The organism is Streptomyces sp. NPDC093510, from assembly GCF_040683555.1.
Taxonomy (GTDB): Bacteria; Actinomycetota; Actinomycetes; order Streptomycetales; family Streptomycetaceae; genus Streptomyces.
In genome coordinates this window covers 74,971-95,359 of sequence record NZ_JBFBEE010000032.1, presented here as the reverse complement: position 1 = coordinate 95,359, position 20,389 = coordinate 74,971, and the positions used below count along the sequence as shown (strand labels likewise).

At 72.6% G+C, this 20,389-nt stretch carries 13 protein-coding genes and 2 tRNA genes; 11 read left to right on the top strand and 4 right to left on the bottom strand.

The window, feature by feature from the left end; translation table 11 throughout:
• Positions 1-87: 87 nt before the first annotated feature.
• On the top strand, positions 88-1,773 hold the full coding sequence (locus AB0N81_RS36340) for a long-chain fatty acid--CoA ligase (RefSeq protein WP_365366152.1): 1,686 nt from the start codon (positions 88-90) through the stop codon (positions 1,771-1,773).
• Here the strand turns inward: AB0N81_RS36340 and AB0N81_RS36335 are convergent.
• The gene (locus tag AB0N81_RS36335; protein WP_365366150.1) at positions 1,760-3,031 is read right to left on the bottom strand and encodes an MFS transporter; all 1,272 of its coding nucleotides are present in this window, start codon (positions 3,029-3,031) and stop codon (positions 1,760-1,762) included. The genes AB0N81_RS36340 and AB0N81_RS36335 overlap by 14 nt on opposite strands.
• Positions 3,032-3,201: 170 nt before the next feature.
• On the opposite strand from AB0N81_RS36335, the gene AB0N81_RS36330 reads away from it, so the two are divergent.
• Positions 3,202-3,777, top strand: a complete 576-nt coding sequence (locus AB0N81_RS36330) for a TetR family transcriptional regulator (RefSeq protein ID WP_365366148.1) — start codon at positions 3,202-3,204, stop codon at positions 3,775-3,777.
• 21 nt (positions 3,778-3,798) lie between these two features.
• Here the strand turns inward: AB0N81_RS36330 and AB0N81_RS36325 are convergent, their stop codons facing one another.
• Positions 3,799-8,301 (bottom strand): PAS domain-containing protein, encoded by a 4,503-nt coding sequence (locus AB0N81_RS36325; protein WP_365366146.1) that lies wholly within the window; start codon positions 8,299-8,301, stop codon positions 3,799-3,801.
• A 167-nt stretch (positions 8,302-8,468) separates the two neighbouring features.
• Positions 8,469-8,891 (bottom strand): SSI family serine proteinase inhibitor, encoded by a 423-nt coding sequence (locus AB0N81_RS36320; RefSeq protein ID WP_365366144.1) that lies wholly within the window; start codon positions 8,889-8,891, stop codon positions 8,469-8,471.
• Positions 8,892-9,120: 229 nt separating this feature from the next.
• Between AB0N81_RS36320 and AB0N81_RS36315 the strand changes: the two genes are divergently transcribed.
• From AB0N81_RS36315 to AB0N81_RS36275, 9 genes are all read left to right on the top strand, one after another.
• Positions 9,121-9,211: transfer RNA gene (locus AB0N81_RS36315), tRNA-Ser, on the top strand.
• Positions 9,212-9,414: 203 nt separating this feature from the next.
• Positions 9,415-9,487 (top strand) — tRNA-Arg (locus AB0N81_RS36310).
• 116 nt (positions 9,488-9,603) lie between these two features.
• Positions 9,604-10,542: a DUF2797 domain-containing protein gene (locus AB0N81_RS36305; RefSeq protein ID WP_365366142.1), complete on the top strand. Its 939-nt coding sequence runs from the start codon at positions 9,604-9,606 to the stop codon at positions 10,540-10,542.
• A 148-nt stretch (positions 10,543-10,690) separates the two neighbouring features.
• Positions 10,691-11,449: a response regulator transcription factor gene (locus AB0N81_RS36300; RefSeq protein ID WP_365366140.1), complete on the top strand. Its 759-nt coding sequence runs from the start codon at positions 10,691-10,693 to the stop codon at positions 11,447-11,449.
• Positions 11,446-13,038, top strand: coding sequence for a HAMP domain-containing sensor histidine kinase (locus AB0N81_RS36295; protein ID WP_365366138.1), 1,593 nt, complete (start codon positions 11,446-11,448; stop codon positions 13,036-13,038). Before AB0N81_RS36300 ends, AB0N81_RS36295 begins: the two co-directional genes overlap by 4 nt.
• A gap of 26 nt (positions 13,039-13,064) precedes the next feature.
• Positions 13,065-14,441, top strand: coding sequence for a bifunctional glycosyltransferase family 2/GtrA family protein (locus AB0N81_RS36290; protein WP_365366136.1), 1,377 nt, complete (start codon positions 13,065-13,067; stop codon positions 14,439-14,441).
• On the top strand, positions 14,438-16,636 hold the full coding sequence (locus AB0N81_RS36285; RefSeq protein WP_365366134.1) for a glycosyltransferase family 39 protein: 2,199 nt from the start codon (positions 14,438-14,440) through the stop codon (positions 16,634-16,636). The genes AB0N81_RS36290 and AB0N81_RS36285 overlap by 4 nt, the downstream gene beginning before the upstream one ends.
• A 170-nt stretch (positions 16,637-16,806) precedes the next feature.
• Positions 16,807-18,309, top strand: coding sequence for a DHA2 family efflux MFS transporter permease subunit (locus tag AB0N81_RS36280; protein ID WP_365366132.1), 1,503 nt, complete (start codon positions 16,807-16,809; stop codon positions 18,307-18,309).
• 238 nt (positions 18,310-18,547) lie between these two features.
• On the top strand, positions 18,548-19,324 hold the full coding sequence (locus tag AB0N81_RS36275; protein WP_365366130.1) for a TetR/AcrR family transcriptional regulator: 777 nt from the start codon (positions 18,548-18,550) through the stop codon (positions 19,322-19,324).
• 79 nt (positions 19,325-19,403) lie between these two features.
• On the opposite strand, the gene AB0N81_RS36270 is transcribed toward AB0N81_RS36275, so the two are convergent.
• A complete protein-coding gene (locus tag AB0N81_RS36270; protein WP_365366128.1) occupies positions 19,404-20,225 on the bottom strand; it encodes a YceI family protein in 822 nt (273 codons plus the stop codon).
• Between the last annotated feature and the right edge of the window lie 164 nt (positions 20,226-20,389).

Below are 20,389 nucleotides of genomic sequence, written 5' to 3'. Positions count from 1 at the left end.
CCGCCGATGATCGATCATCCCCTGGACTAGTGACATACCGCGCGGTATGCGCGCAGAATCAGCGCAGCCCTTACTGCCGCGTAGGCGATGTCGCCCCAGGAGGACGCCGTGCTGAGCACGATGCAGGACGTACCGCTGACCGTCACCCGCCTCCTGCGGCACGGAACGACCGTGCACGGGACGTCGCAAGTCATCACCTGGACCGGCGAGGGCGCCCCGCAGCGCCGCAGCTACCGCGAGGTCGGCGAGCGCGCCGCCCAGCTCGCACACGCCCTGGTGGAACTGGGCGTCGCGGAGGGCGATGTCACGGGGACCCTGATGTGGAACAACGCCGAGCACGTCGAGGCGTACTTCGCGGTGCCGTCCATGGGCGCGGTCCTGCACACCCTGAACCTCCGGCTCCCCGCCGAGCAGTTGGGCTATGTCGCACGCCACGCGGGCGACAAGGTGATCCTGGTGAACGGCTCGCTGGTCGGGTTGCTGCTGCCGCTTCTGCCGAACCTGCCCCAGCTGGAGCACGTGGTCGTTTCCGGGCCGATGACGCAGGAATGCCGCACGGCGCTGGACGCGGCCTCCGGTGTACGGGTCCACGAGTACGAGGAACTGATCTCGGGGCGCCCCACGGCCTACGACTGGCCCGAGCTGGACGAGCGCCGGGCGGCCTCCCTCTGCTACACCTCCGGCACCACGGGGGAACCCAAGGGCGTCGCGTACTCCCACCGGTCCATCTACCTGCACTCCATGCAGGTCAACATGACCGAGTCCATGGGCCTCACGGACGCGGATCTCTCGCTCGTCATCGTCCCGCAGTTCCATTGCAACTCCTGGGGTCTGCCGCACGCGGCCTTCATGACCGGTGTGAACATGCTGATGCCGGACCGCTTCCTCCAGCCCGCCCCGATCGCCGAGATGATCGAGAGCCTGCGGCCCACGCACGCCGCGGCCGTCCCGACGATCTGGCAGGGCCTGCTGGCCGAACTGACCGCCAAACCGCGTGACGTCGGTTCCCTGACGCAGGTGACCATCGGGGGTTCGGCCTGTCCGCCCGCCCTCATGAAGGCGTTCGACGCGCTCGGGATGCGGGTGTTCCACGCCTGGGGAATGACCGAGACCTCCCCTCTGGGCACGGTGGCGAGGCCGCCGGCCTCCGCGGCGCCCGGCTCCGACGAGGAGTTCGCCTACCGGATCACGCAGGGCCGTTTCCCCGCCGGAGTCGAGGGGCGCCTCATCGGCCCGAGCGGCGAAGAGCTCGCCTGGGACGGCGAATCGGCCGGTGAGCTGGAGGTGCGCGGCCCGTGGATCGCGGGAGCGTACTTCGGCGGTCCGGACGGCGAGCCGTCGCGCCCCGAGGACAAGTTCAGCGAGGACGGGTGGCTGAAGACCGGCGATGTCGGCGTCATCAGCCCGGACGGGTTCCTCACCCTGACCGACCGGGCGAAGGACGTCATCAAGTCGGGCGGCGAGTGGATCTCCTCGGTCGAGCTGGAGAACGCCCTCATGTCCCACCCCGACGTGGCCGAGGCCGCCGTCGTGGCCGTCCCGGACGAGAAGTGGGGCGAACGGCCGCTGGCCGCCGTGGTGCTCAAGGGGGGCGCCGCACCTGACTTCCAGGTTCTCCGTGAGCACCTCGCCACCAGCGGCATCGCGAAGTGGCAGCTTCCGGAACGGTGGTCCGTGGTGGCGGAGGTGCCGAAGACGAGCGTGGGGAAGTTCGACAAGAAGGTGTTGCGGGGGCGCTTCGCCGAGGGGGCACTGGACGTCACCCGGATCTGAGAGTCGTCCGCGCCGGCAGCGTGGTCGTCGCCCAGCCGAGCGCGAGCCAGAGGGCGGCGACCGCGCACACGCCCGTCCACCCCCAGTGGGTGAACGCGGTGCCCGCGAGGGCGGAGGCCACCGCTCCGCCCGCGAAACCGGCCACCACATAGGCGGTGTTGGCGACCGCCGGGCTGGAGGTCGCCGTCAGCGCCCGGGTCTGGTTGGCGACGTGGTTGGCGACCAACGCCATGTGCAGGACGACCGCCGCCGCGCACAGGGCCCACAGCGCCCCGCCGCCCAGCCAGAACAGCGGCACCGACACCGCCGCCGTCCCGTACGCGTACGAGACGATCTTGGCCGCGCCGAAGCGGTCGACGAGGCCGCCCGCGAGCGGTGCCACGACAGCGGCGGCGAGACCGAAGAGACCGAAGAGACCCGCGGCGGCGGTCGTCATGCCGTACCCGTCGTCGCCGCTGCCGGTGAGCAGCAGGGCCAGCGAGGTCCACAGCGCGCTCCACGCCCCGTACATCCCGGCCTGGCGTATGCAGGCGCGTCGCAGCTCCGCGGAGCCCCGCACCACGGCGGGCAGTTGGGCCAGGCCGGAGAAGAGCGGGCCGGGCCGACGGCCGCGCTCGGCGGGCAGCACCGCGGCGGAGGCCAGGCCGAGCAGTGCCGTGAGGACGGCGGCGCCCACGAAGACGTAACGCCATCCGAAGGCCTGGCCGGCGAGGCCGCCGAGGACACGGGCCGCGACGAGGCCCGTGAAGAGGCCCGCTATGAGCGCGGCGACATGCCTGGCCCGCCGGTGCGCGGGTGCCCGCTCGGCGACCAGCGGCACGAGCAGCTGCGGGACGACCGTCGCCGCGGAGGCCACCAGGACGGCGGCGGCGAGCGCGGTGGCCCCCGAGGCGGCCGCGCCCAGGCCGAGCGCCGCCGCCGTGACCACGGAGAGCACCGCGACGAGTCTGCGGCGGTTCACCCTGTCGCCGAGCGGGGCGAAGAACAGCAGCCCCGCCGCGTACCCGAACTGGGCCACCGAGGCGATCCAGGCGACGGCCGACGGAGTCGATCCGAAGTCGCGGGCCATCAGGGGCAGCAGCGGCGCGGCTATATAGACGTTGGCAGCCGTGACGGCGGTGCAGACCGCGATGAGGACGAGGAACAGGCCGGGCCGGACGGTTGTCCCGGTGGCCGTACCGGTGGCCGTACCGGTGACGGTTGGTGTCGTGGGTGTCGTAGGTGTCGTGGGTGGCGCGGATTTCGCTGATGAAGGCATGGGCGTAGGACTCCATCGGGACCGTGTGGTCGTGGACAAGGTGGCCGCGGCCAAGGTGGCCCAGGCCAAGTAACTAACCGGTTGGTTGGAAAAAGTCTGCGCCCGTCGGAGCCGCGCTGTCAAGCAACCAAACGGTTGGTTACCCGAATGGGTTCGCCTACCCTGTGGGCATGGCAGTGAGAGACCCCGAGGCCACCAAGGCGCGGATCTTCGAGGCGGCGGTCGCCGAGTTCGCCCGGTACGGCATCGCGGGCGCCCGCATCGACCGCATCGCGAACCAGGCGAAGGCCAACAAGCAGCTCATCTACGCCTATTTCGGCAACAAGGCGGAGCTGTTCACACAGGTCCTGGAAGCGCGGATGCTGGAGATGGCGGCCGCCAACCCGGTCGACGCGGACGACATGGACGGCTGGATGGACCAGCTGATGGACTACCACGCCGCCCATCCCGAGCTGCTGCGCCTGCTGTTCTGGGAGGGCATCGAGTACAGCACGGACGAGCTCCCCGACGAGCAGGAGCGCCGCGGCCTCTACGACCGCAAGGTCGCCGTCCTCGCCGACGCCCAGGCCCGGGGCGTCATCAGCGACGAGATCCCCGCGTCCCACCTGCTCTTCATGGTGGTCGCGCTGGCCGGCTGGGCCACGGCCGTGCCGCAGATGCGGCGAATCCTCGTCGGGGACGAGGACGCCGACAAGGAGCGGCTGCGCGCCTCCGTCAAGGCGGCGGTGCGGCGCATCACCGCCTGACGTACGAACGTACGCCAGTGGTCAGTTCGTGCCGATCTTCGCCAGGAGGTCCACGATCCGGCTCTGCACCTCGCCGCTGGTGGAGCGCTCGGCCAGGAACAGCACGGTCTCGCCCGCCGCGAGCTTCGGCAGCTCCGTCTCGTCGACGGCCGCGGTGTAGACGACCAGCGGAGTGCGGTTCAACTGGCCGTTCGCACGCAGCCAGTCGACGATCCCGGCCCGGCGACGGCGTACCTGGAGCAGGTCCATCACCACGAGGTTCGGCCGCATCTGCGCCGCGAGCGTCACCGCGTCCGCGTCGCTCTCGGCCCGCGCGACCTGCATGCCGCGCCGCTCCAGAGTGGCGGTCAGGGCGAGCGCGATCTCCTCGTGCTCCTCGATGAGCAGGACCCGTGACGGGTGCTGCTCGCTGTCGCGCGGGGCGAGGGCCTTCAGGAGTACGGCGGGGTCGGCGCCGTACGCCGCCTCGCGCGTCGCCTGGCCGAGTCCCGCCGTCACGAGGACGGGCACCTCGGCGGCGACGGCCGCCTGCCGCAGCGACTGCAGCGCCGTGCGCGTGATCGGCCCGGTCAGCGGGTCCACGAAGAGAGCCGCGGGGAACGCCGCGATCTGCGCGTCGACCTCCTCGCGCGAGTGCACGATCACCGGGCGGTAGCCGCGGTCGCTGAGCGCCTGCTGGGTGGTGGCGTCGGGCGCGGGCCACACCAGGAGACGGCGCGGGTTGTCCAGCGGCTCGGGCGGCAGTTCGTCGTCCATCGGCTGGGGCTGCGGCCGGTTCGCGACCTCGACGGCACCGCCGGGCCCGTCCAGCGGCTCCGGACCCTCGTCGGCGTCCTCGTCCGGGGCGCCGATCGCGTACGAACGGCCGGTGCCCTCGGTGGTCGACGAGATGCGGGACTGCGGGTGCGGGCGCGCCGAAGTCTCCGGGCGTCCGTCGGCCGTCTGGCCAGTTGTCTGCCCTGCTGTCTGTCCTGCTGTTGGTCCTGCTGTCTGTCCTGCTGTCTGTCCTGCTGTCTGGCCGGTCGCGGGCTCGGTCGTCGGTTCGGGCGGCGTGGACAGCCTGCGCCTGCGCCCGGAGCCGCCCAGCGTGTGCGACTGCGCGGCGGCGGGCGGGGCCTCCGGCCCCTGGGGTGCCGGGGCCGGGGCCGGAGCCGGAGCCGGTGCCGGCATCGGCCCCGCCGCGGCAGCCGCGGCCGCGGCCGACTGCTCGGTCTGCGGACCGTGAGGCGCCTGAGCGGCGTGAGGCGGCAGCGGAGGCTGCGGGGGTTGCGGCGACTCCGGGATGCGGGCGGTACGCGGCGGCTGCTGGGCCTGGCCGGGTACGGCCGGGCCACCCTGGGGTCCACCCTGGGGACCGCCCTGCGGTCCGCCCTGAGGACCGCGCTGCTGCTCGGTGATCTGCTGGCCGAACGGCACACCCTGCCCGAGGGTACGCACGCTGATCGAGCGCCCCTGCGTCGAGTTGGGGTCGCCGGGCGCGGCCTCGGCGGGCAGCGGCTGGGCCGCACGGGCCTGCGGGCCGCGCTCGGGCGGGAGCGCGGCACCCCGTGCCTGCGTCGGGACGCCCTGCGCGGGAGTACCTGTCGCGTGCGGCGTGCCCGTGGAGTGCGAGGGGCCCGTGGCGCGCGGCGTGGCCTGCGCGGGCACTCCGCCCGGCGGCGTGGTGCCGTCGGGCCACGGCTGCGGCGGCGGCAGCGGTCCCGGATCGGCGACCCGGGCGCCCCCCTGGTGCGGGTTCCCAGGAGCCTGGGGCGCGCCCTGGGACGGCACCCCTTGAGAGGGCGTCCCGTGAGCAGGTGTCGCCCTGCCCGAGGCAGCGCCCGGAGCCCCGCCCGAAACCTCGCCCGAAGCAGTGCGCGGAGCGCCACCCGGGTTCACCGGGTGCGGCTGCGGCGGGGTGTGGTCGTCGCCGCCGCGCACGGCCGCGGCGTGGTGCCCGGTGTCGCCCTGGGGGGCCGCGAACTCCTGCCCCGCGGTGGTCTGGCCCGCGGTGGCCTGGCCCGGCGTGCGGTCGGCCGGGGCGGGCGGCAGCGCGAAGACGCGTCCGTTGTTCGCCTCCTCCGCGGCGGCACGCTCCTTCGCGGCGGCCAGCGCGCGTCGCGCCCGCCGCCCCGTGGGCCGCGCGGCGTCCCCGTGCTGCCCGGCGGCCTCCACCGCGGCGAGCTCGGTGCCGGGCGTGGCCCCGGAAGTCTCCGCGGGCCCGGAGGCCAGCGCGGGCAGCGCGTGCTGCTCGCCGGCGCGCCGGGCACGACGGCCCGTCCCCCCGGCAGGCACGGGCACGCCCTGCGGCGGCACCGTCTCGCCCAGCGCGGCGGAACCTGCCGCGTGCTCGGCCGCCGTCATCACGGCACCCTCGGCGCCCTCGGCGGCGCTCGGCCGGCCGCGTCGCCGTCCGGTACCGCCACTGGCCGTCTCCGTGGCCTGCGCCCCTACGCCGGGGCCGCCCACCGGACCGCCCACCGGACCGGCGGGACCGGCCGTGGTCCCGGCCGCGGGCCCGGGCACCGCTTCCGTGGCCACCGCCCCGCCGAGGGTCTCCGGAGCAGCGGCCTCCGCCGCACGCCGACCCCTGCGCCGTCCCGTACCGCCGTCGGTACCGACTTCGGCCCCACCAGGAGAACCCGCTCCGCCAGAAGAACCCGCCTCACCGGAAGAGCCCGGCGCGGCACTCGCACTTCCCAGGAAGGAGTCCACCGAGGAACGCCGAGCCCGCCGACGCCCCCCACCGGAGGTGCCCGACGCCTGCTGGGGCACCACAACCGCACTCCCCGGAGTGGCAGCCGCAGAGGACGAACCCGAACCCGCCCCCTCCGTAGAGACCGAAGAGACCGCGGAGACCGTAGAGACCGCGGAGACCGTAGAGGCCGCGGAGACCGCCCCGATCGGCACTTCGAGGACATACGCACTGCCGCCCATGCCCGGCACCTCGTGCGTCTGCAGGACGCCTCCGTGGGCCCGCACGATGCCGCGCACGATGGGCTCGTGCACCGGGTCTCCCCCGCCGAACGGCCCCCGCACCTCGATGCGGACGACCTCGCCGCGCTGAGCCGCGGCGACGACGACGGTCGAGTCCACGTAGCCACCCGCGCGCGTGTTGCCGGTCGCGTCGATTCCCGCCACGTCCGCGACGAGGTGGGCGACCGCCGTGGCGAGCCGTCCCGCGTCGGCCACGAGCTCGATCGGCGGCGCGTGCACCGCGAACTGGGCGCGCCCGGGCCCGATCAGCTCGACCGCGCCCTCCACGCCGGCGGCGACGACCGCGTCGAGCATGACCGTCGTACGGGAAAGCTGTTCGTCGCCCGCGTCGAGCCGCTGGTAGCCGAGGACGTTGTCGACGAGCGTGGTCATCCGCGCGTACCCGGCCGACAGGTGGTGCAGGACCTGGTTGGCCTCGGGCCACAGCTGTCCCGCGTCGTCAGAGGCGAGCGCGGCGAGCTCGCGGCGCAGCTCGTCCAAGGGGCCGCGCAGGGACGAGCCGAGCACGGCGAGCAGCTGTTCGTGGCGCGCGGCCAGCGCGTCGTACCGCGCCTTCTCGCGTTCGGCCAGCTCTTCGAAGCGGTCCTTCTCGCGCTCGGCTAGCGCCGCGTACCGCTCCTGTTCGGCGGCGAGTTCCTCGGCCCGCTGCTCCTCGGCGGCCTTGATCTCGGCGGCGCGCTCCTCGGCGGCGGCGGTGAGCTCTTCCGCGTGCCGGGCGAGAGCAGCCTCGTACTTCTCGTTGAGCTCGTCGTAGGGCCTGCGGTCGGTGAACGTCATCACCGCGCCGACCAGTTGGTCCCCGTCGCGCACGGGCGACGTCGTGAGGTCGACCGGCACCTTGGCGCCGCTCTTGGACCACAGGACCTGCCCGCGCACCCGGTGCTTGCGCCCGGAGCGCAGGGTGTCGGCGAGCGGGGACTCCTCGTAAGGGAAGGGCTCGCCGTCGGCGCGCGAGTGCAGGACCAGCGGGTGCAGTTCCTGCCCGCCGAGGTCGCTCGCCCTGAAGCCCAGTATCTGGGCGGCGGCCGGGTTGACGAGGACGACCCGGCCGTCGGTGTCCGTGCCGACGACACCCTCGGCCGCGGCGCGCAGGATCATCTCGGTCTGCCGCTGCGAACGCGCCAGCTCGGCCTCGGTGTCCACCGTGCCCGACAGGTCGCGCACGACGAGCATCAGCAGCTCGTCGCCGGTGTACCCGTACTGGTCGTAGGCGTCCCTGCCGTCCTCCAGCGGGGAGCTGGTGACCTCGACGGGGAACTCGATGCCGTCCGTGCGCCGGGCGGTCATCCGCGTCGGCTTGGTGCGCCCGCGCTCGTCGATGGTGTCCGGGCGCCGCATCGACCCGGGGATGAGCCGGGAGTCGAACTCCGGCAGCAGGTCGAGCAGACCGCGCCCCACGAGCGCGGTGCCGGGTGCCTCGAACGCCTCCAGCGCGATGGCGTTGGCGTTCACCACCGTGCCGTTGGCGTTGACGAGGACCAGCGCGTCAGGGAGCGCGTCGAGTATGGCTGCGAGGCGAGCAGCGCCTCGGGATGGCCTGCTGCTCACGACGACGCTTCCTCCCTGGTTACCGCTGCTTGCCGACTCGCTCAGGCCATTTTGCCCCTCGGCCCGTGGCGTGTCACGGGAGGGAGTCTACGGGGAGTGGTTGTGCGCGCGACGCCGGATGAGAGGGAGGTCGCACGCAGAACATGTGAGTTTTCAGTACCGCCTGGTCACGCGGAGGTCGCGGGGAGCACCGGCACGAGAGCGTTCCACCGCCCGATCTCGCAGCCGTTGCTGCGGTCGTACGTCGCGTTGACGGGCCGCCCCTGCCAGGTGCCCGTGACGTGCGCGGTGGCGGGCCCGCCGTACTGCATCGTGCACATCGCGCCCTTGGGCACGGGCGCGAAGGGGTCGGTGCCCCAGACGGTGACTTCCTTGAGGCGCTCGCACGCCTCCGCCGCGTTCGGGTGGGTGCCGCCGGTCGGGTGGCAGGTCAGCTTGTACTTCCCGTCGGCCTCGCCCCCCGTGCCGGTGACCGTCACGGTGAGCTGGTCGGCCGGGGGCACGGGGGGCGTCGAGGCGTGGGCCGTGGCGGGCACGGCGGACAGCGCGGCGACGGAGGCGGCGGCGGTGAGGGCGAAACGACGCAGCATTGCGGGCTCCTCGGAGAACGGGGGGGAGGGGCGGAGCGGTGGGTTCGGCACCGCCCCCGGGACGGATGGCTCACCCCTCTAACGCCGTGCGCCGCGCTACGTTGCGGTGCGACGAAACGCTTTGCCCTGCGGGCCGCGCGACTAGTACCGTGGAGGCCGCGATTGGTGGCACACCGCTCGGCTGTGTCATCATCTGCACGCACCCCGCGCTCGCGCAGGTGTGCAAGCTGGAGGCGTCGCCTAGTCCGGTCTATGGCGCCGCACTGCTAATGCGGTTTGGGCCTTAAAGCCCATCGAGGGTTCAAATCCCTCCGCCTCCGCACCTTGATCCGAAGCCCCGGTCCGTCTGGACCGGGGCTTCGGTGCATCCTGGCGCGTCACCGCTCCGGAGCGCGTTTTCGCAGCTCACAAGGGGTCCGCCTAACGGATTTCACATGGCGGCGGCAGTCATGTAATGTTCTTCCTGTCGCCGCGAGCGGGCCGAAGGGCCGGGGAGCGGAGACGGAAACAAAAGAAAAAACAAGCACTCGTAGCTTAACGGATAGAGCATCTGACTACGGATCAGAAGGTTGCAGGTTCGAATCCTGCCGAGTGCACACAGTCGAAAGGCCCCCGGAGAACATCCGGGGGCCTTTCGCGTTGTCGAGGCCGTCGAGCCGATGAGCTCGATGAGGTTGTTGAGCTCGATGAGGTTGTTGAGGGAGTCGCGGGGATGGAGTGGCGGTGCGCGGGGCTCGGGTGGCCGGACGGCAGGCCCGTGCTGCGGTGGGAAGGGGGCCGGCGCAGCGAACTCGCGTACGGGACGGACATCGGATTCCGTGCCGTCGGTGAGCGGCGGTGCGTGGGGGCGCGTGGGAATCCGTGCCCGCTGCGGGCCGTCGTGCCGGGCCGGGCCACGCAGGCGCGCTGTCCGGAGTGCGCGCGGCTCGACCGGGCCTTCTCGGTGGCCGCGGACGGCGTGCCCGACGATCCGCGGACGTACCGGGTCTATCTGGCGTGGTTCGGGGCCGGACTGGTCAAGGTGGGGATCACCGCGGAGGAGCGGGGTGCCGTGCGGCTCCTGGAGCAGGGGGCGGTGGCGTTCTGCTGGCTGGGGCGCGGGCCGTTGATGGCCGCGCGGCGTACGGAGGAGCTGCTGCGGGCGGCGCTCGGAGTGCCGGACCGGGTGCCGTATGCGCGCAAGCGGGAGGTTCGGGGGGCGCTGCCCGCGTGGCCGGACCGGGTGGGGGAACTGACGCAGCTGTACGGGCGGGCCGTGGCGCTCGACGGGTGGGCCGAGACGCTGGAGCGGGTGTCGTTCGAGGCCGTGGATCACTCGGGGGCGTTCGGCCTGCGTGCGTTCGGGTCGGGCATGGGCAGGCTGCGAGCAGATGGGACGGGAGCGGGTGGTGGTGACGCTGCGGTCGTCGCCGGGGCGTCGTTCGGGGTCGTGCGGGAAGTGGTCGGCGGCGGGGCCGTCGCGGGGCGGCTCGTGGCCGCGGCCGGGCCCGACCTGCATCTGGAGACCGCGGGCGGGGACGCGCTGGTGGTCGACACGCGGGTGCTCGTGGGGTGGCAGCTGGTGGCGGCCGACGCGGCGGCCGGCGTCACGGTGCCGGTCCAGGCGGTGGAGACCGGGGGTGGCGGTGCCGAGCAGGAGGGGCTCTTCTGACAGGGCTGGGGTGGTGTGCCTCCTGACGAAGGGCCTCTTGTCGAAGCGAGGGCAGCGGGAGGGACCGGGTGCACCCTGCCGTCGTTTCTCAGGGAATTCACAGGTTCGCGCAAGAGTGCTCTCAGGGGCGCGGCGGAGGGTGTGGGGCATGACCACGATCTCGCCTCAGGCGCGTACCGAACTGCTCAGGCCGGACGGGAGCCCCGTCCGCGTGCTCGTCGTGGACGACGAGGTGTCGCTCACCGAGCTGCTGTCCATGGCCCTGCGGTACGAGGGCTGGCAGATCCGCAGTGCGGGTGACGGGGCGGGCGCTGTGCGGGCCGCGCGCGCGTTCCGGCCCGACGCCGTCGTGCTCGACATGATGCTGCCCGACATGGACGGGCTCTCCCTGCTGGGCAGGCTGCGGCGCGAGATGCCGAGCGTGCCCGTGCTGTTCCTGACCGCGAAGGACGCCGTGGAGGACCGCATCGCCGGTCTCACGGCCGGCGGCGACGACTACGTGACCAAGCCGTTCAGCCTGGAGGAGGTCGTGGCGCGGCTGCGCGGGCTCATCCGGCGTGCCGGGGCCGCTGACAAGCGCAGCGAGTCGACGCTGGTCGTGGGGGACCTGACCCTCGACGAGGACAGCCACGAGGTGACGCGGGGCGGCGACAGCATCCATCTCACCGCCACCGAGTTCGAGCTGCTGCGCTACCTCATGCGCAACCCGCGGCGCGTGCTCAGCAAGGCACAGATCCTCGACCGGGTCTGGAACTACGACTTCGGGGGCCAGGCCAACGTCGTCGAGCTCTACATCTCGTATCTGCGCAGGAAGATCGACGCCGGCCGGGAGCCGATGATCCACACGCGGCGCGGGGCAGGCTACCTGATCAAGGCCGCCGTCCCGGTGTCCACCGTGTCGGCGTGAGACACGGCGACGGCCCCGGGAGACGGATTCGCGGGCGGCAGCGGCCGCGCACCCTGCGGACGCGGCTCGTCCTCTCCGCCGTCGCGTTGATCGCCGTCGTGTGCGCGGTCATCGGGGTCGTCACCACCATCGCCCTCAAGTCCCATCTGTACGAGCAGTTGGACGGGGCGCTCGGCGGGGTCGCGGAGCGGGCGGCGGGGCCTACCGTCGCGCCGGGCGGCGACAAACTGCCGCCCCGGCCCGGCGAAGGGCCGGGCACGAACGACGACCCGCTGGACTTCGTCACCCGGGGCCCGCAGGAGATCGGGGCCGTCGGCGCCGAGGTGCACGACGGCTCCGTAGGGCGTGCTCTCGTCAGCACTGAGGATGACGGCGGCGGAACGGTGCCGGACGCGACGCGGCTGGACAGGGCGCAGGTCGCCGCGCTGGCCGGTGTGCCGAGGGACGGTAAGCCGCACAACGTGGACGTTCCCCGGCTCGGCGAGTACCGCGTGACGTACGCGACTGGGCACAAGGGCGACTTCCTCGTCGGCCTGCCGACCGCGAAGGTGCGGAACACCCTCAGCACGCTGATCGTCGTCGAGGTCTGCGTCACCGCGGCCGGTCTCGTCGCCGCGTCGCTCGCCGGTGCCGCCATGGTCGGCGTCGCGCTGCGCCCGCTGCGCAGGATCGCGAGCACCGCCACCCGCGTGTCCGAACTCCCGCTGCACAGCGGCGAGGTGGCCCTGTACGAGCGCGCTCCGGACGCCGATCCGCGTACGGAGGTCGGGCAGGTGGGCGCCGCGCTCAACCGCATGCTCGACCACGTCCAATCGGCGCTCGACGCGCGCCAGCGCAGCGAGACCCGGGTACGGCAGTTCGTCGCGGACGCCAGCCACGAGCTGCGGACGCCGCTCGCCTCGATCCGCGGATACGCCGAACTGACGCGCCGCGGACGGGAGACCACCGGGCCCGACACCCGGCACGCGCTCGGTCGGATCGAGTCCGAGGCCGAACGGATGACCGGTCTTGTCGAGGATCTGCTGCTGCTCGCGCGGCTCGACGCGGAGCAGCCGCTCTCGTACCAGAGCACTGATCTCGCGCCGCTCGTCGTCGACGCCGTCAGCGACGCGCGGGCCGCGGGACCGGATCACCTCTGGCGTCTCGAACTGCCCGACGCGCCCGCCCTGGTGAGCGCCGACACCGCCCGCCTGCACCAGGTCGTCGTCAACCTCCTCGCCAATGCGAGGACCCATACCCCGCCCGGCACGACCGCCACCGCCCGCGTGCGGCGGGCCGGGCCGCACGTCCTCCTGGAGGTGCAGGACGACGGGCCGGGCATCCCGCCCGACCTCCTGCCCGCCGTCTTCGAACGGTTCGCCCGCGGTGACGCCTCCCGTGCGCGCCGGGCCGGCGCGGGATCGACGGGCCTCGGCCTCGCCCTCGTACGCGCCATCGTGACCGCGCACGGAGGCTCGGTGACCGTCGAAAGCGCCGCGGGGCGGACGGTCTTCGCCGTCGCGCTCCCCGCGCTCGACATCGAGAACGTGAACGAGAACGCGCTGGCCACCACCTCACAGCCTGGCCACAGCCTCACCACACAGCCCTGACAGACCACTTGGCGAGTGTCGGCCGCATGCGCACCGACTCTCCCCTGGGCGTCCTGCCGTCGCGGGACCACCTCCCCGCCACCTGGCGCGACGTGCCCGTCCTGGACGTCGTGATTCCCGTCCACAACGAGGAGAAGGACCTCGGGCCGTGCGTCCTGCGGCTGCACGACCACCTCACCCGCACCTTCCCCTACCTCTTCCGCATCACGGTCGCGGACAACGCCTCCACGGACCGCACCCCGCAGGTCGCCGCCGAACTCACCGCCTCCATGGCGGAGGTACGGCACGTCCGGCTCGACCGGAAGGGCCGCGGCCGGGCGCTGCGCGCCGTCTGGTCCGGCTCCGACGCGCCGGTCCTCGCGTACATGGACGTCGATCTCTCCACCGACCTCAACGCGCTGCTTCCGCTGGTCGCGCCGCTGATCTCCGGCCACTCGGACCTGGCGATCGGCTCGCGGCTCGCCCGCAGTTCACGGGTGGTGCGCGGCCCGAAGCGCGAGCTGATCTCCCGGGCGTACAACCTCATCCTGCGCGGCTCGCTGCACGCCCGCTTCTCCGACGCCCAGTGCGGGTTCAAGGCGATCCGCGGCGATGTGGCACGGGTGCTGCTGCCGCTGGTGGAGGACACCGGCTGGTTCTTCGACACCGAGATGCTGGTCCTCGCCGAACGCGCCGGGCTGCGCATCCACGAGGTGCCGGTCGACTGGGTCGACGACCCGGACTCCACGGTCCACCTGGTGCGGACGGCCATGGACGACCTCAAGGGCGTGTGGCGGGTGGGCCGCGCGCTCGCGGTCGGCGCGCTGCCGCTCGACCGGCTTGTCCGGCCCTTCGGCGACGACCCGCGCGACAGACAGCTCACCGGCGTCCCGGGGGGCCTCGCCCGCCAGCTCGTCGGCTTCTGCGTGGTCGGCGCTCTCTCGACCCTCTTCTACCTCCTCCTCTACAGCGGCTTCCGTACGTTCACGGGGTCGCAGGCCGCCAACGCGCTCGCCCTCCTGGTGTCGGCTGTGGCCAACACCGCGGCGAACCGGAGGCTCACCTTCGGCGTGCGCGGCCGGAACCACGCGGTCCGCCACCAGGCGCAGGGCCTCGTCGTCTTCGGCATCGGCCTCGCCCTCACCAGCGGCTCCCTCGCGGCGCTCGGCGCGGCATCGGGCGAGCCCGCGCACTCCACGGAGCTCGCCGTCCTCATCGCGGCGAACCTCGCGGCGACGGTGCTGCGCTTCCTGCTGCTGCGGGCGTGGGTGTTCCCGGAGCGGGATGTTCCGGAGCAGGACGTTCCGGAGCGGGGCGGCCCGGAGCGGGGCGGCCCGGAGCGGGGCGGCCCGGAGACCTCAGTAGTCACATCAGCCCCAACAGCTGCACCGACCACGCCCCACGACTCAAGGAACGCACGATGACGACGACCTCCCCCACGGCGGCATCGCTCCCGGCGGCATCGCTCCTGGCGGCATCGCTCCCGGCGGCACCGCTCCCGGCGGCGCCCGACGGGTCCGCGCACCGGCGGGCAGGCACGCTGCCCGGCCGACTGTGGCGAGGCCGCGCCGACGACCCCCGCTGGGCGCGCCCCGCGCTCCTCGGCCTGCTGCTCGCCACCGCGCTGCTCTACCTCTGGAACCTCAGCGCGTCCGGCTACGCCAACTCCTTCTACTCCGCCGCCGTGCAGGCGGGCAGCCAGAGCTGGAAGGCCCTCTTCTTCGGCTCGCTCGACGCAGGCAACGCGATCACCGTCGACAAGCCGCCGGCGTCCCTGTGGCCGATGGCGCTCTCCGTGCGCCTCTTCGGCCTCAGCTCCTGGGCGGTACTGGCCCCGCAGGTCCTGATGGGTGTCGCGACGGTAGGCGTCCTGTACGCGGCGGTGCGGCGTCGCTTCAGTGCCGCCGCGGGCCTGATCGCGGGCGCGGTCCTGGCCCTCACGCCCGTCGCCGCGCTCATGTTCCGCTTCAACAACCCGGACGCGCTGCTTGCCCTCCTGATGACCGTCACGGTCCACTGCGTCCTCCGCGCGCTGGAGCACGGCCGCACCAAGTGGCTGGTGTGGGCGGGCGTCGCGGTCGGCTTCGCCTTCCTCACCAAGACGCTTCAGGCGTTCCTGATCCTGCCGCCGCTCGCGGTCCTCTACGCGGTGTGCGCACCGGTGAGGCTCCGCAAGCGCTTCGGCCAACTCGCCCTCTCGGCACTCGTGATGACCGTCGCGGGCGGCTGGTGGGTGGCGATCGTCGAACTGTGGCCCGCGTCCTCCCGCCCGTACATCGGCGGCTCGCAGAACAACTCCTTCCTGGAGCTGACCTTCGGCTACAACGGCCTCGGCCGCATCAAAGGCGAGGAGACCGGCAGCGTGGGCGGTGGCGGCGGCCCCGGCGGCGGGGGCGGGCCCGGCGGGGGCGGCGGCGGTCAGTGGGGCGAGACGGGCATCGGCCGGATGTTCGACTCCGAGATCGGCGCCCAGATCTCCTGGCTGCTCCCGGCCGCGCTGATCCTCCTCGCGGCGGGTCTCGTCCTCACCCGCACGGCGCGCCGCACGGACACCGCACGGGCGGCGTTCGTGGCGTGGGGCGGCTCGCTCCTGATGACCGCGGCGGTCTTCAGCTTCATGGCGGGGATCTTCCACCAGTACTACACGGTGGCCCTGGCCCCCTACATCGCCGCGCTCGTCGGCATGGGCGCCACGGTCCTGTGGGAGGAGCGCGCCTCGCGGTGGGCGGGCGTGGTGCTCGGGGCGACGGTCGCGGGCACGGCGGTGTGGGCGTACGTCCTGCTCGACCGGGTCCCGGACCACCTGCCGTGGCTGCGGTGGGCGGTGCTCGTCGCGGGTGCCGTCGGGGCGGCGGGCCTGGTGGCGGCGCGCCGGCTCGGCCGCCGACTCGCCCTGACCGCCGTCGGGTTGAGCATGGCGGCGTCCTTGGCGGGCCCGGTGGCGTACACCCTGTCCACGGTGGACAGCGCGCACACGGGCTCGATCGTGACGGCCGGTCCGGCTTCCGCAGGGGGAATGGGCGGGCCGCGTGGCGGGGGCGGGCCCGGGGGCGGTGGTCCCGGGGGCCGGGGCGGCGACGGTGGTGCCGGCGGCGGAGGGATGCGGCAGCAGCCGGCGGGCCAGGGAGGGCAGGCGCCGGGCGCGCCTCCCGGGCGGCAGGGCAACGGTGTGCCGCAGGGCGGGCCGGGTGGCGGCGCCCAGGGGGAGCAGGCCCGTCCGGGCGGTGGTGGCACGGGCGGCGGTGGTGGCATGGGCGGCCTGCTGAACGGCGCCCAGGTCTCCGCTAAAGCGAAGAAGCTCCTGGCCGAGGACGCCGAGGACTACACGTGGGCCGCGGCGGCCATCGGCTCCCAGAACGCGGCGAGCTACCAGCTGGCGACGGGCGACCCGGTGATGGCGATCGGCGGCTTCAACGGCAGCGACCCGTCACCGACACTCGAGCAGTTCGAGCAGTACGTGGCGGACGGCAGGGTCCATTACTTCATCGCGGGCGGCACGGGCGGTGGCGGAGGCGGGAACGGCACCGCGTCGGCGATCACCTCCTGGGTCGAGTCGACGTTCGAGAAGGTGACGGCCGGCGGCGCGACGTTCTACGACCTGACGCGACCGAAGGAGTAGCACCGGCCGAAGAGAGAGCCATCCCACGCGGACCCCTTTCCGAAAACCTCTTGTACGGCGTACGGGAACTGTTCTACGGTGTACATCGCCAAGCCCCGTACACCGTACAAGAACGCGTACGAGAACGCGTACAAGAACCGTGCAAGCCCTATCCGGAAAGGGAGGACCGCATGACGGCAACGACCGCCGAGACCCCCGCCGCCTCGCAGAGGCACCCACAGCGCTGGCTGATCCTCGGCGTCATCTGCCTGGCCCAGCTCACCGTGCTGCTGGACAACACCGTCCTGAGCGTCGCGATCCCCTCCCTCACCCGGGAGCTGGACGCGTCCACGTCCGACATCCAGTGGATGATCAACGCGTACTCGCTCGTCCAGTCCGGCCTGCTGCTCACCGCGGGCAGCGCCGCCGACCGCTACGGGCGCAAGAAGATGCTGGCCGCGGGCCTCGCCCTGTTCGGCATCGGCTCGCTGGCCGCGGGCCTCGCCCAGAGCTCCGCGCAGCTCATCGCCGCCCGCGCGGGCATGGGTATCGGCGGCGCGCTGCTCATGACCACCACTCTCGCGGTCGTCGTGCAGATCTTCGACGACGCGGAGCGCGTGAAGGCGATCGGGCTCTGGGCCACGATCAACTCCCTCGGATTCGCGGCCGGTCCGCTGCTCGGCGGGTTCATGCTCGACCACTTCTGGTGGGGCTCGATCTTCCTGATCAACATCCCCGTGGCGCTGATCGGCCTCGTCGCCGTCCTCAAGATGGTGCCCGAGTCCAAGAACCCGCAGGGCGACCGCCCCGACCTCCTGGGCGCGCTGCTCTCGACCATCGGCATGGCCTCGGTGGTCTACGCGATCATCTCCGGCCCCGAGCACGGCTGGACGTCGGCGCAGGTGCTGGTCTCCGCGGCGGTCGGCGTGCTGGTCCTCGGCGCGTTCACGTTCTGGGAGCTGCGCATCCCGTACCCGATGCTGGACATGCACTTCTTCCGCAACCAGCGCTTCATCGGCGCCGTGGCGGGTGCCATCCTGGTCGCCTTCGGCCTGAGCGGTTCGCTCTTCCTGCTCACGCAGCACCTGCAGTTCGTGCTCGGGTACGAGCCGTTGGAGGCGGGTCTGCGCACGGCGCCGCTCGCGGTGACCATCGTGGCCCTGAACCTCGCGGGCATCGGCGCGAAGCTGCACGCCAAGATGGGCACGCCCGTGACCATCGCGTCCGGCATGAGCCTGCTCTCCGCGGGCCTCGCGGCCATAGCGCTGCTCGGCGGCCACAACTACAACGGCCTGCTGTTCGGCCTGATCGTCATGGGCGCGGGCATCGCACTCGCCATGCCGGCCATGGCCAACGCCATCATGAGCGCCATCCCGCCGGAGAAGGCGGGCGTGGGCGCGGGCATCAACGGCACGCTCGCGGAGTTCGGCAACGGCTTGGGCGTCGCCGTGCTCGGCGCGGTCCTCAACTCCCGCTTCGCGTCGCTCGTCGCGGTCTCCGCCGCGTCGTTCCCCGCCGCCATGGCGGCGGCGAAGTCGGCGGGTGAACGCGAGCGGATCGCCGACGCGTTCTCCTCCGGCCTGGAGACGAGCCAGCTGGTGGGCGCGGTGGCGGTGCTCGCCGGCGGCATCCTGGCAGCCGCGTTGTTGCGCAGGGCGGAGAGGGCAGACTCCGTGGGTAGGACGGCGGCATAGCATCAAGGGAAGGGCGGACCACCCGGTTCCGGACCGTCCGCCCTCCCACGCCGACCCACCCGGAGAACAACCGCTCCAGACCCGGAGACCAACCGCTCCAGACCCGGAGACCAACCGCTCCAGACCCGGAGACCAACCGCTCCAGACCCGGAGAACAACGGCTCCAGATCCGGAGAACAACCGCTCCAGACCCGGAGACAACCGCTCCAGGCCCGAGGACCAACGAGGAAGGTGCGCCATGGCGAAGGCAGCCGGCCGCACGAAGAACACGGCGCGGACGAGTGTCTGGCTGCAGGCCAAGGCCCCCCGGGGCGGCGGCCGCAAGGGCGACCAGCCGAACGGCCTCGACCGGGAACGCATCACCGAGGCCACGGTCCGGCTCCTGGACGCGGAGGGACTCGACAAGTTCTCCATGCGCAGACTCGCCGGGGAACTGAACGTCACGGCGATGTCGGTCTATTGGTACGTCGACACCAAGGACGACCTCCTGGAGCTGGCCCTCGACGCGGTGTGCGGCGAGATGCGGCTCCCCGACACGGAGACGGCGCCCGAGGAGTGGCGCGAGCAGCTCCGTGCGCTGGCGGACGAGTACCGCGCGACGCTGATCCGCCACCCCTGGGTGTCGCCGCTCGTCGGCCGTTACCTCAACATCGGCCCCAACTGGCTGGCGTTCGCCCTCGCCATCCAGAACACGGTCCGCAGCACCGGCCTCCCCGCGTACACGCAGAACGGGGTGATCTCGGCGGTCTTCCAGTTCGTCTACGGCTTCGGGACCATCGAGGGCCACTACATCTCGCGGTGCGCGGAGGCGGGGATGTCGCAGGAGGAGTACTACCGGGAGGCCGCCGGTACGGTCCGCAACGAACTGGCGACGCAAGGGGTGCTGGAGAGTGCGGACGAGTTGATGGCGGCACGGGAGGGCGACACGGTCGAGGAGATGTGGCAGCGGGACTTCACGATCGCCCTCGACCTGATGATCGCGGGCATCGAGGCTCTCCTCTCCAAGAACCCCTGAATCAGGAACCTCTTAACCAAGAACCCCTTAACCGGCCGGGGCGGGGAGCCTCACGGCGCCCCGCCCCCCGTCCGAACCGTCAGCCGGCCTGAGGGAGCCCCTCGCCCTGCACGGCCTGGATGTCCAGCTCGACCTTCAGCGTCGTGCCGATCGCCGAGATGCCCGCCTGCACCACCTGGTTGTAGTTCATGGCGAAGTCCTCCCGGCGCAGCTCGGCCGTGGCGCGGAAGGCGGCCCGCGTGCCGCCCCAGGGGTCCGCGCCGGTCCCCAGGTAGCTCAGGTCCAGGTCGACCGGCCGTACGACCCCGTGCATGCCCAGCTCGCCGTGGACGGTCCACCGGTCGGCCCCGGCCGGAGTGAGCCCGTTCGAGCGGTACGTGATCTCCGGGTACTGCTCGACGTCCAGGAAGTCCGGCGACTTCAGGTGCCCGTCCCGCATGCCGTTGCCCGTGTCGATCGACGCCGACCGGATGACGGCCTCGACGCTCGACTTCTCGACGTCCTCGGCGATCTCGATCCGCCCGCCGAACTCCGTGAACCGGCCGTGCACGCTGGTGATCCCCAGGTGCTGGGCGACCGCGCCCACGGTCGAGTGGGCCGGGTCGACGGTCCACGGGCCGGGCGGCGGCAGCTCCGTGCCGCCCTGCCGGGCGAGGACGACGTTGCCGACCTCGGCCCGCCCGCTGGCCGTGACGAGTGCCGTGGAGGCGACGGGCGCGTAACCGACGGCGGTCACGATGACGGTGTAGGGCCCGGCCGCGAGGGCGGTCCCGTCCCGTACGACGCCTTCCTCGTCCGTGGCGGCCCGCAGTACCTGCGTGCCGGTCATGTCCGTCACCGTGACGACGGCGTGGGGCACGGCCCACCCGTCACGCGTCCGGATCCGAGCGTTGAGTGCCATCCCGTTTTACTCCTTGCCGGGCTTCCCGCTCCGGGAAGCCTCACAGTCCAAGCTCAATTCACGCTGTACGAATGCACGCTGTACGAATACACGCTGTATGAATTCACGCTGTACGAATGCCCGCTGCAACAAGCAGACGGCCCCCGGCGGCGGTGACTGGCCGT